An 11,494-nucleotide genomic window follows, 5' to 3' on the forward strand; every position below is an offset into this window, starting at 1 on the left:
TTAGCCCACACCAATCGGGGGAAAATAAGCACTTTTCCAATGTATGTTTAACTTTACTTTTTGTGGAAAATAGTATATTATATAGATATATAATATATCGGTTATTTTCTAGGAGGAGCCTGTCACAATAGGTTTCTCCTGTTCTTTTTTAGGGGCCTGTTTTACAGGCTTTTCTTTAAAGAGTAAATAACTGAAAATTAAGAACTATAATCTTTGAAAGAGGTGGGGCATACACATAACAAAAAAGGGATTGTTTAAGAAAGGGGGATAAGAAATGGTCTTGTTTGGTTATCCACTTGAAACAATTTATTTATATGGATTTATTATTGCTACTATACTCACTGTTATTTATATCTTCTTTGGAGATATATTTGAATCGATATTTAGTTTTGGGGGCGGATCTGTATCCGTTGTTACTTTATTACTTAGTTTCTTCGCCATGTTATGTGGGCTTAGTTATATAGGAGAGTACTTATTTTCCTTTAATAGTATTACTATTTTCGGGGCTGCATTTGCTATATCTTTTATCGGTGTTTTCATCATGAAAATACTAATTTTAAAACCGATTGCAGAAGCAGAACAAAATACGATGCAACGTATGGATGAATTTATCGGTTGCAAAGGAGAAGTCATTACGACAATTCCTACAGAAGGATTTGGTGAAGTATTAATTTTATCCCAATTTGGAAGTAATGCAATCCCAGCTAAAACTGTTGGAAAAAAAGATATTTCGCAAGGAACAGAGGTTATTATCGAGGGAGTCCAAGATGGTGTTTTACTTGTACAAAACATCGCTTATTCTTTAAAAAAACCAAAATTATAAGGGGGAATTTACATGACGATTCCATTAATTATCGGTGGAGTTTTACTGGCAATTTTAATTCTACTCATTTTAGTATTCATTACGAAGTATCGTACGGTTGGTCCAGATGAAGCGTTAATTGTTACAGGGAACTGGCTTGGTGGAGGAAAGAATGTTGTTACCACTGATGATGGAAAGAAGATTAAGATTATCCGTGGGGGCGGTACTTTCGTAGTTCCAATTATGCAAAGAGCAGAGCCTTTAAGCCTATTAAACTACAAATTAGAAGTTGGTACACGTGATACGTATACGAAGCAAGGTGTTCCAGTTACAGTAAATGGTGTTTCTATTATTAAAGTAGGTTCTACAATTGAAGAAGTATCTACTGCAGCTGAGCAATATTTAGGAAAAGAAACAGAAGAGTTAAAAGTAGAAGCAAAAGAGGTTTTAGAAGGTCACTTACGTGCAATCTTATCTTCTATGACAGTAGAGGATGCGTATAGTAATAGAGAGCAATTTGCTCAAAAGGTACATGAAGTAGCTTCTACAGATTTAAAGAAGATGGGACTTCGCATTGTTTCTTTCACAATTAAAGAAATAATGGATAAAAACGGATACTTAGATGCGCTTGGTCAGCCGCAAATTGCGACAGTTAAGCGTGATGCAACAATTGCAAATGCAGAGCGTGAAAAAGAAGCACGTATTGAAAAAGCACGTGCTGAAAAAGAGGCAAAAGAAGCAGAATATCAACGTGATGCACAAATCGCTGAAGCTGAAAAACATAAAGAATTAAAAGTACAGTCCTATAAGAGAGAACAAGAGCAAGCACGTGCAGATGCGGATCTTTCTTACGAATTACAACAAGCGAAAGCACAACAAGGTGTTACAGAAGAGCAAATGCGCGTTAAAATCATTGAGCGTGAAAAGCAAATCGAGTTAGAAGAAAAAGAGATTGCGCGTCGTGAAAAGCAATACGATGCAGAAGTTAAGAAAAAAGCAGATGCAGATCGCTATGCTGTTGAGCAATCAGCAGAAGCAGAAAAAGTAAAACAAATTAAAAAGGCAGATGCGGATCAATATAAGATTGAGGCTGAAGCGAGAGCGCGTGCGGAAGAAGTACGTGTGGAAGGTTTAGCGAAGGCGGAAATCGAAAAAGCGCAAGGTCAAGCGAAAGCGGAAGTACAAAAAGCACAAGGTACGGCAGAAGCCGATGTTATTAGGTTAAAAGGTTTAGCAGAAGCAGAAGCGAAACAAAAAATTGCAGAGGCATTTGAGTTATATGGCCAAGCGGCAATTATGGATATGGTACTTAAAATGCTTCCAAGTTATGCGAAGGAAGTTGCAAGTCCGCTTAGTAATATTGATAAAATCACAGTTGTCGATACAGGCGGCGGTGGTAAAAATAGCGGGGCCGGAAAAGTTGCGGGCTATGCGACTGATTTAATGGCAACGATGCAAGAAACGTTAAAGGCTTCTTCTGGAATTGACTTAAAAGAGCTATTAGAAGGATTTGCAGGAAAAGGAGCAGTACAACAATTATCAAGTGATAAACCTGTTGTATCTGTAGTAGAAGATGAGAAAAAAGAAGTAGAAAAAGATAAAGAATAATAAGGTGGAAAGAACCTCTAGTAAGTGAAATACTAGAGGTTCTTCTGTGAATTATAATATTTCGAATAATATACATTTTTATATATTGTTTTAATTATTTAATTTATATAGAATGAAAAAGATATGTATCAATTCTTTATGATGTAGAAAAAGATAGAGAGTCTCATCGATACATTTAAATCGTATTATTTTTATAGAAAGATTAAATGTTAATTAATTACATTTAAAACGGTATGGAGGGGTAGAAGTATGTTTCAAGGGAAATTAAGGAGTAGTAGTTTAAAAACAAAGTTACTTGTATCATTTATTATCATTTTAGTTCTTCCAAGTATTGTAATTGGTTGGACGTCTTATCAACAGGCGAAGACGAATTTTAATGAAACGATTTTAAACTCGGCGAAAGATAATATAAAAATTTTGGATAATGTAATTAATAAAGAATTGGATAGTAAAAAAGTAGATGCAACTTATTTTACGAAATTATTTACACAATCAAGTTACCAAGCAGATCAAATTCAAAACATACAAAATAAACTAGAAGAATACAATAAACTGCATCCAGAAATGGAAGCAATCTATACAGGATCTAGTAATGGACAGTTCATTCAATCACCAGCTATTCAGATGCCAGATGGATATAATCCTACAGAAAGAGATTGGTATAAAGAGGCCGTGAAGAAAAGTGGAGAGGTAATTGTAACTGCTCCATATAAGTCAAAAACGACAGGGAATATTGTTATTACACTAGCAAAACAAAACGAGGATAAAAGTGGAGTTCTTGGGATTGACTTAATCATTAATAATATTGTTACTACTTCCAAGATGGTTAATATCGGTAAGGAAGGATATGTAGCGATATTTGATCAAGATAAAAATGTAGTAGCGCACCCGAAAATGAAGCCAGGAGAGAAATTAGAAGAGAAACTTAGTAAAGAATTGTATAAACAGGAAGCTGGGGATTTTCATTATTCATTAGATGGTGAAGATCGCAATATCACTTTTAAAACGAATAAGAAAACTGGGTGGAAAATAGCAGGAATTATGCCTTCCAAAGAAATTATTGAAGCGGCTGAACCTATTTTCTATAAAACAGTAACTGTTCTTGGAATTTCACTAATAATCGGTGGGATTGTAATTTACTTCATAATTGCGTCTATTATTAAACCGTTAAAACAACTTGTCATATCATCGAAGAAGATTAGTGAAGGTGATTTAACAGAATCAATTACAGTTCATTCTAAAGATGAAATTGGACGGCTAGGAGAAAGTTTTAACGAGATGGCTGCATCGTTACAAAGTGTCATTTCCAATATAAACACTTCAGCAAGTCATGTAGCGGCATCTTCAGAAGAATTAACAGCTAGTATGAAGCAGACAAGCGAAGCGACGGAACAAATTACACAGGCGATAGAGCAAGTATCAAGTGGTGCAGAAATACAAACGAAAGAAGTTGAAGAAGGAGCAACATTGTTAGAAGAAGTTACAGAAGGAATTCAGCGTGTTGCAGATAGTTCTTCATTAGTATCTACAGCCTCTATGTATACGAAGAAAAAAGCTGAAAATGGTGGGAAGTTAGTTGAACAAACTGTGAATCAAATGCAATTAATTCATGAGTCTGTTTCACAGTCAGACAAAATCATTGGTTTGTTAGACGATAAGTCGAAACAAATTGGAGCAATCCTTGAAGTGATTCAACATATTGCAGAACAGACAAATTTATTAGCGTTAAATGCGGCAATTGAGGCTGCGAGAGCTGGAGAGCAAGGAAGAGGATTTGCAATTGTAGCAGATGAAGTGCGAAAGCTAGCAGAACAATCAGGACAGTCTTCTACGGAAATTGGGAAACTAGTGAAAGAGATTCAATTTGATATAAAAGAAACAGTAAGCTCTATGAATCAAGTTGGAGCAGAAGTACAATCAGGACTTGTAGTTGCAAATGAAACGAAGCAAAGCTTTGCCGAAATATTGAAGTCTACAAATGATACAGTTGTACAAATTGATAGCATGGTAGATGTAGCAAAACAAATGACGGTAGATGCAAAACAAGTAAGTGCATCTATTAATGAAATTGCAGCCACAATTGAAGAAAATGCAGCAAGCGTTCAAAATATTGCTGGTTCTTCAGAAGAACAATTAGCTTCAGTAGATGAAATAAATGCAGCAGCAGTCCATTTATCACAAATGGCAGAAGAATTACAAGAGATGATTAGTAAGTTTAAAGTGTAATAACGAATATTAAGAAACGAGGTAATAATTTTACTTCGTTTCTTTTTTTATGAAGAGAAAAAGAAAGAAATATAGAGTAACCGTGTTATGATTAAGTATAATTAAAGAGACTGTATATTCTTTAAATTCTATCTTTAATCATGTTAGGGGAATGGTTTTGAAATTAAAAAAATTAAAACTCCAACCGAGAATTACATTAACTATTAGTACACTTATTTTAGTGGTACTTCTGCTAACGAGTTATTTATTTTATTACATATTATCTGAAACGGTAGAAGAGCAAATTGGGAAACGAGCTTTGCATGTTGCGAAAACAGTTGCCGCGATACCAGAAATTCAGGAAGCTTTTCAAAAAGAAAATCCAGCTTCTATTATTCAGCCAATCGCAGAAAAAATTCGAATGGATACAGAGGCTGACTTTATTGTAGTTGGAAACAAAGAGGGGATTCGTTATGCGCATCCTGAGCGAGATAAAATAGGAGAAAAAATGGTTGGCGGAGATAATAAAGGCGTTTTATTAGAAGGGAAATCTTATGTTTCTAAAGCTAATGGATCATTAGGCCCTTCATTGCGTGGGAAAGTCCCAGTCCGTAACCAGGAGAATGAAATTATTGGTGTGGTGTCTGTTGGGTTTTCAATGGCTGATATTCATGGAGCAGTAGAAGTGTATGGAAAGCGGGTATTTTGGATTACAATAATAGGGCTATTAATTGGAGTAATCGGCTCTATATATTTAGCGGCAAGTATAAAAAGAATGATGTTCGGGATGGAACCAGAAGAAATTTCATCTTTATATGAAGAGCATAGTACAGTGATTCAATCTGTACGTGAAGGGATTATTGTAATCGATAAAAATGGCATGATTAGTTTAGTCAATCAAGCAGCTTATGATATTCTTTCGCTAGATAAACAACAAAATATTATTGGGGAATTTATTTTAAATGTAATTCCTAATTCAACGATACTAGATGTACTTCAAACTGGTGAAGAACAGTTTGATCGCCAATTAAATATAAAAGGACAGGCTGTTATTGCGAACCGTCTACCTATTAAAGTAAAGAATAAAGTAACTGGCGTTGTATCGAGCTTACGTTTGAAATCTGAAATGGATCAGTTAACAGCAGAATTATCTCAGACGAAGCAATATACAGAGGCATTACGAGCGCAAGCGCACGAATATAACAATTTATTGTATACGCTTTCAGGTCTTATTCAATTAGAATCATACGAAGATGCTTTAGAGCTTATTCATAAGGAAACAGCGGTATATCAAGATTTTGTTCAATTTATTATGAAGCGGATTCAAAATCCATGGCTAGGTGGAATTTTAATTGGATTTTATAATAGAGCACGAGAGTTGAAGATTGATTTTATGCTAGATAGAGAAAGTGGTTTAGAAAAATTAAGTCCACATATTGAGAGTAATTATGTCGTTTCTATTTTAGGAAATTTAATTACGAATGCATTTGAAGCAATTGAAAAAAATGAAGAGAATGATAAGAAAGTAAGGATGTTTGTAACTGATATTGGAGAAGAAATATTAATTGAAGTGGAAGATTCAGGACAAGGGATTCATGATGAAATAATTACTAGCATATTCTATAAAGGCTTTTCGACGAAAGAAGGAGGAGAGCGAGGATATGGATTAGCAAAAGTGAAAGAGTTAGTAGAAGATTTAAATGGAAGTATTGCAATTGAAAAAGGGGATTTAGGTGGTGCGTTATTTATTATTGCACTACCGAAAGAGAGAGGCGAATAGTAATGGGTGAGGAGATTGAAGTATTAATTGTAGAAGATGATATTCGGATTGCTGACATTCATCGTCGTTTTACTGAGAAAATTGAGGGATTTAAAGTAATTGGAACGGCAACGACTGGAGAACAAGCGAAAGAATGGCTAGAGCTTGTGAAGCCACAGCTTGTTTTATTAGATGTGTACTTACCTGATATGCAAGGAACGGAACTTGTCACATATATTAGGCATCATTTGCACGATACAGATATTATTATGATTACAGCGGCATCGGAAACAGATGTAGTGAGGCACGCCCTGCGGGGCGGAGTAACAGATTATATCGTAAAGCCACTAATGTTTGACCGATTTAAAGCAAGTCTGGAAGGCTATCAAAAAAAGATTATACAGTTAAAGAAAAATAATCAATTATCTACGGAGCAAATTGAATATTTATGGTCTCAAAGAGGGGTGAAGGGAGATCAAATAGAATATGCCCCGAAAGGGATAGATCCTTTAACTTTAGCGAAAATAAAAAAGCATATGTTAACAGTTAATGAAGAAGGGATTACAGCAGAGGTGCTAAGTTCAATGGTAGGCGTAAGCCGATCAACTGCAAGGCGTTATTTAGAGTATTTGATATCTGGGAAGAAAGTCCACGCAGAGCTAATATATGGAAGTGTTGGGAGACCGGAGAGACGTTATTTTCTTGTTTCTTCATAATAAAAAACAGTAGAGGATTTTATTCCTTCTACTGTTTTTTTTGCATCTTATATTGGAATAATCCCAATTACAATGCCAGTAATCAACATCACCATTGTCGTTCCAACTGCCCACAATAAAGTAAAGCGTTGATGTTCACCAAAATCAACTTTTGCCATCCCAACTAATAAATAAGTGGATGCAACAAGGGGGCTTAATAAGTGAACAGGTTGTCCCAGTAAGGAAGCACGTCCCATTTCAGCTGCACTAATTCCGTAAGTAGCAGCAGCTTTCGTCAAAATAGGTAATACCCCGAAGTAAAATGCATCATTAGACATGAAAAATGTGAATGGCATACTGAGAAGTGCTGTAATAACTGGCAATTGTGGTCCAAGTGCATCTGGTATAAGAGTTACTACACTGTTAGCCATTGCATCTACCATTTTTGTTCCAGATAAAATACCAGTGAAAATACCGGCAGCAAATACGAGAGAAACAACTGCTAATACATTCCCAGCATGAGAAGCAATACGTTCTTTCTGTTGCTCTAAGTTTGGATAGTTAATCATAACAGCGATAGCAAAAGCGACTGTAAATAAAACAGGTAACGGCATAACTTCTAGTATGAGACAGACAAGTAATGTGGCGGTTAATAAAAAGTTAATCCATAGAAGTTTAGGGCGTTTATGCACTGCTGCTTCGACAGTTGCAGCTTGCTCATCCATTGATTGCATTTGTTTTAAATACTGTACATCCATAATTCCTAAACGTTTTCTTTCTTTTTTTCCAAGATAGTAGGCAACGAAAACAACCCAAATTGCACCAGCAATCATTCCTGGAATAAGAGGTGTAAATAATTCGGAAGCCTCAAGTCCAAGTGCGCTCATAACACGAGCTGTCGGTCCACCCCACGGTGTAAGATTTGTCACCCCTGCACCTAACATAACAACCCCAGCTAATATAAGTGGATTCATCCCAAGGCGTTTATATAGTGGGTACATTGCGGAAACAGTAATCATATACGTTGTCGTTCCATCCCCATCTAATGAAACGATAATAGTAAGAATTGCTGTGCCAACAACAATTTTTAAAGGATCTCCTTTTACAAACTTCAAAATCCTACTAATGACAGGATCAAATAACCCGCTATCAATCATAATTCCAAAATATAAAATAGCAAACATAAGCATAATACCAGTAGGTGCTAGTTTTTGAATTCCCTCTAACATCATAGGCCCCATATTTGCATAAAATCCTCCAATTAATGCGAAAGTAATTGGAATTAATATTAATGCTACTAGTGCTGACATACGTTTCGTCATAATTAAAAACATAAAGACAAATACCATCGCAAATCCAAGTAGTGCTAACATGTAATCTCCCCCTCAAAAATGATTACGCTTTCAAAATAAAATAAAAATTCAGAAAAAAGTTTTTTTGTTTATCATAAAAGCATCTATTTGAAAGGTAAATAATTTGAAAAATAACATCATTAGAAGCATAATTTTTATTTTGTTCATTTTGTTCACGGTAGTTAATTTGAATTTTTAAAAAGTAAGCTGCTTCTCGTAAGAATGGTAGAATAAGATGAAAATAGTGAAGTGTGAAATAGGGAGTAGATGTTATATGAAAACGAGAATTGAAGAGATTTATAGCTCTTATGAAGGAAAAGTAGAGGAGATTTTTATTAATGAATCTTCTTACGTATATGAATGGGAAAAATTACTGATGATCCGAAAAAATGACGGTGAGCTTAAAAAAATTGCAGTCGGGATTAGTGGAAATATAAGATTGGTAAATGTAGAAGTTGGACAGGAAATTAGTGCGGATACATTATTAGTTAAATTAGAAGATGATTTGTTAATTACAGGTTGCGAGTGATGAGAGATGTGTAGAAATAACTACACATCTTTTTTTGTTTCCTATATTACAAAAAGCACATTGTTTTTTCACAAATCTCACACAACCTTTTGGTATTCTTTTCGTGGAGTATACGGTTTCTAGGGAGGAATATTGATGAAAGTAAAATATGTCGTACTTGCTATATGTTTATGTTTCGTATTTACGGTAGTCGGGTGTGGGAAAAAGGAAACAGCAGCTGTTGCCATTGATGAGAAACATGATAAATGTGATATTTGCCAAATTGGGGTAACAGATAATCAATTTGCAACAGAAATTATTTTAGAAAATGGAAAAGCGTTAAAGTTTGATGATATCGGTTGTATGTATAAATGGATGGAGATCAACTCAGATGAAAAGACGAAAGAGAAATTTGTCCGAGATTATGATTCGAAAGATTGGATTTCGTTAGAAGACGCTACTTACGTATATGATAAAACAATAACGACACCGATGGCTTATAATGTCATCTCATTTAAAAATAAAAAAGATGCAGAGAGCTTTGTATCTAACTATAAGGGGAAAGTTCTTTCGTATAAAGAGCTAGCAGAGCATAAATGGGAAATGAATAAAGAGATGATGGGGAAACCGAAGGCAGGAAATCATGGTGGACATCATTAATAATAGAAAAAGACAACTATATAGTTGTCTTTTTCTATTATTACTCAGGTGCAAATATAGAAAAGGTGTAAAATTTTTAGAAGAACGGTTACAATGGAATATAGTAACCTAAAGCAATCATTTATCCCGCATTAACGGGCGGTAAGATCCCCACCTCAAAATTTAGTGAAAGCAAAGAAGTTAGGTGGAGTCGGGCTGCCCGTAAAAGCCCAACTGGTGTGGGCTAATAATTAGTGGTGGATGAACAAAACCCCCACTAATTAAAATTTCACTTTATGTACTTTTTAGAAATGTATACAAATGCGGTAAAAACGTGCTAAACTAATTGCTTCATAATGTTAATGATGGGGCCATCAGGCGTATCATTTCAATAGGTTGAGAAACATAGTATAAGCTTAAGATAATCCGATTAAAGAAGGAATCTAAAGGGCTTATGGATAAATGTACTCAAGAAGAGTTATTGTATGTGATGGAGGAATGGTTAAGAAAACATTATCTTTCATAGGAGCTGTAGTTGTGAGAAAACAAAAAATTTTATTATGTATTTTATTAGGACTTTTAATGACGGTAGTGGCTTGCGATAAGCAAGAAGAACCAGAATCGAAACCGGTTCATGTGAAAAATGAGAAGAAAAAAGAGAAGCATAAAGAACAGGAAGAATCTAAAGAAGAGAAAAGTATAAATTTAATGGACAAACAGTTGTTACTTTCAGCTACTCTTGGAGACACAGAGACAGCTATGAAGTTGATTCAGGATGGAGCGAATATAAACGTAGAAGGTGACAACGGAGAAACGCCTGTCCTTGCAGCGACGTACCAAAATCATGTAGAGACAGTTAAAGCATTAATTGGTGCAGGTGCTAATATTGAAATTAAAGATGAGAAAAAAAGTAATCCACTTCTTTATGCAAGTAGAGAAGGATATACGGATATTGTAAAAGTATTAATTAATGCAGGAGTTAATACGAAAGAAACGACTAGGTCAGGTGGGACAGCACTTATTTCTGCATCTGAGCGTGGCCATGTAGAGGTTGTTAAAGAATTATTAGAGCATACAGATATTGATGTGAATTATAAAAATGAACGTGGTGGAACAGCGTTATTAGAAGCAATTGTATTAGGAAATGGTAGTGAAAACCATAAGAAAGTAATTCAATTACTTATTGATCACGGTGCAGATGTAAACATGGCTAACAAGGAACATCTGACACCACTGCAATACGCTGAAAAAAGAGGTTTTAAAGATATTGTAAATATGTTGAGGGTAGCTGGAGCGAATGAAGTAGTACAGCCACAACAACCAGTAGAGTAAAAAACGAAAAATAATCCCATTTAGATAGACAGAATGAAGAAATCAGTTAGTATGATGGATTCAGTAATGTGTATTTGAATGGGATTTTTATTTTGAACATGAAAAATAGATTATGAATGGATGGTAAATGGAGTAAATAAGGAGGCAACCTTATTTGGCAATTGTAAAAAATGAAAAAGTAGTTTCTGTTTGTTGCATTGCCAGAAGTACGCCCGTAGCTGCTGAGGCAAGTGTGGAAACTTTAGCTGAGTTTCAAGGGAACGGATATGGTACTGATGTTGTTACAGCCTGGGCCATATCAATACAAGAGAAAAGGCGCATTCCACTTTATAGTACTGCTTGGGATAACTTTAGTTTGCAAACAAACTAAAAATCATTAACTATGGAATGAATTTACATATTGATTGGATTTTAAGTATTGTTTCGTTCTATTTATTTATATTTTAATATCTAGATTAATGTAAATAATGATATGGTGAATATTAACATTCGATTAACAACTAATTAACAATCTATCAAAACTGACTTAATAAATGCGTAATATAGTAAAGGTAACAAAATAACTAGGGTAGAGAACATTTGAGAACACCCACT

The 11,494-nt window shown here is 34.8% G+C and carries 9 protein-coding genes and 2 pseudogenes; 10 read left to right on the forward strand and 1 reads right to left on the reverse strand.

What is annotated here, in order from left to right:
* Window positions 1-274: 274 nt before the first annotated feature.
* From DN399_RS02890 to DN399_RS02910, 6 genes and pseudogenes are all read left to right on the forward strand, one after another.
* Window positions 275-823 carry an NfeD family protein gene (locus DN399_RS02890; protein WP_000242444.1) on the forward strand — a complete coding sequence of 183 codons (549 nt, stop codon included), beginning with the start codon at window positions 275-277 and terminating at the stop codon, window positions 821-823.
* Window positions 824-835: 12 nt separating this feature from the next.
* Entirely contained in the window at window positions 836-2,410 is a 1,575-nt protein-coding gene (locus tag DN399_RS02895) for a flotillin lipid rafts scaffold protein FloT (protein ID WP_000155019.1), read from the forward strand.
* A 249-nt stretch (window positions 2,411-2,659) separates the two neighbouring features.
* Window positions 2,660-3,694 (forward strand): annotated as a pseudogene (locus DN399_RS28685) (HAMP domain-containing protein); the annotation flags it as partial.
* A gap of 81 nt (window positions 3,695-3,775) precedes the next feature.
* Entirely contained in the window at window positions 3,776-4,636 is an 861-nt protein-coding gene (locus DN399_RS28690) for a methyl-accepting chemotaxis protein (protein ID WP_370622813.1), read from the forward strand.
* A gap of 151 nt (window positions 4,637-4,787) precedes the next feature.
* A complete protein-coding gene (locus DN399_RS02905; protein ID WP_080353255.1) occupies window positions 4,788-6,395 on the forward strand; it encodes an ATP-binding protein in 1,608 nt (535 codons plus the stop codon).
* A 2-nt stretch (window positions 6,396-6,397) separates the two neighbouring features.
* Window positions 6,398-7,090 carry a response regulator gene (locus DN399_RS02910; protein ID WP_000503461.1) on the forward strand — a complete coding sequence of 231 codons (693 nt, stop codon included), beginning with the start codon at window positions 6,398-6,400 and terminating at the stop codon, window positions 7,088-7,090.
* A 47-nt stretch (window positions 7,091-7,137) separates the two neighbouring features.
* On the opposite strand, the gene DN399_RS02915 is transcribed toward DN399_RS02910, so the two are convergent.
* Window positions 7,138-8,442 carry a CitMHS family transporter gene (locus tag DN399_RS02915; RefSeq protein WP_016121812.1) on the reverse strand — a complete coding sequence of 435 codons (1,305 nt, stop codon included), beginning with the start codon at window positions 8,440-8,442 and terminating at the stop codon, window positions 7,138-7,140.
* A gap of 253 nt (window positions 8,443-8,695) precedes the next feature.
* Here DN399_RS02915 and DN399_RS02920 point away from each other — a divergent pair, with 253 nt between their 5' ends.
* From DN399_RS02920 to DN399_RS02935, 4 genes and pseudogenes are all read left to right on the forward strand, one after another.
* Window positions 8,696-8,950 (forward strand): hypothetical protein, encoded by a 255-nt coding sequence (locus DN399_RS02920; protein WP_000857376.1) that lies wholly within the window; start codon window positions 8,696-8,698, stop codon window positions 8,948-8,950.
* Between the two features lie 135 nt (window positions 8,951-9,085).
* Entirely contained in the window at window positions 9,086-9,589 is a 504-nt protein-coding gene (locus DN399_RS02925) for a nitrous oxide reductase accessory protein NosL (protein ID WP_000865665.1), read from the forward strand.
* 441 nt (window positions 9,590-10,030) lie between these two features.
* Window positions 10,031-10,900 carry an ankyrin repeat domain-containing protein gene (locus DN399_RS02930; RefSeq protein WP_000287336.1) on the forward strand — a complete coding sequence of 290 codons (870 nt, stop codon included), beginning with the start codon at window positions 10,031-10,033 and terminating at the stop codon, window positions 10,898-10,900.
* 142 nt (window positions 10,901-11,042) lie between these two features.
* Window positions 11,043-11,347: pseudogene (locus tag DN399_RS02935) on the forward strand (GNAT family N-acetyltransferase); the annotation flags it as partial.
* Window positions 11,348-11,494 lie beyond the last annotated feature (147 nt).

The sequence above is a fragment of the Bacillus sp. AR4-2 genome (genome assembly GCF_008274865.1).
Taxonomy (GTDB): Bacteria; Bacillota; Bacilli; order Bacillales; family Bacillaceae_G; genus Bacillus_A; species Bacillus_A cereus.

Bases quoted from the DNA above. Each gene is read 5' to 3' on its own strand.
- DN399_RS02930 (WP_000287336.1), top strand. From the start codon at position 10,031: ATGTACTCAAGAAGAGTTATTGTATGTGATGGAGGAATGGTTAAGAAA.
- DN399_RS02915 (WP_016121812.1), bottom strand. From the start codon at position 8,442: ATGTTAGCACTACTTGGATTTGCGATGGTATTTGTCTTTATGTTTTTA.
- DN399_RS02920 (WP_000857376.1), top strand. From the start codon at position 8,696: ATGAAAACGAGAATTGAAGAGATTTATAGCTCTTATGAAGGAAAAGTA.
- DN399_RS28690 (WP_370622813.1), top strand. From the start codon at position 3,776: ATGAAGCAGACAAGCGAAGCGACGGAACAAATTACACAGGCGATAGAG.
- DN399_RS02905 (WP_080353255.1), top strand. From the start codon at position 4,788: ATGGTTTTGAAATTAAAAAAATTAAAACTCCAACCGAGAATTACATTA.
- DN399_RS02925 (WP_000865665.1), top strand. From the start codon at position 9,086: ATGAAAGTAAAATATGTCGTACTTGCTATATGTTTATGTTTCGTATTT.
- DN399_RS02895 (WP_000155019.1), top strand. From the start codon at position 836: ATGACGATTCCATTAATTATCGGTGGAGTTTTACTGGCAATTTTAATT.
- DN399_RS02890 (WP_000242444.1), top strand. From the start codon at position 275: ATGGTCTTGTTTGGTTATCCACTTGAAACAATTTATTTATATGGATTT.
- DN399_RS02910 (WP_000503461.1), top strand. From the start codon at position 6,398: ATGGGTGAGGAGATTGAAGTATTAATTGTAGAAGATGATATTCGGATT.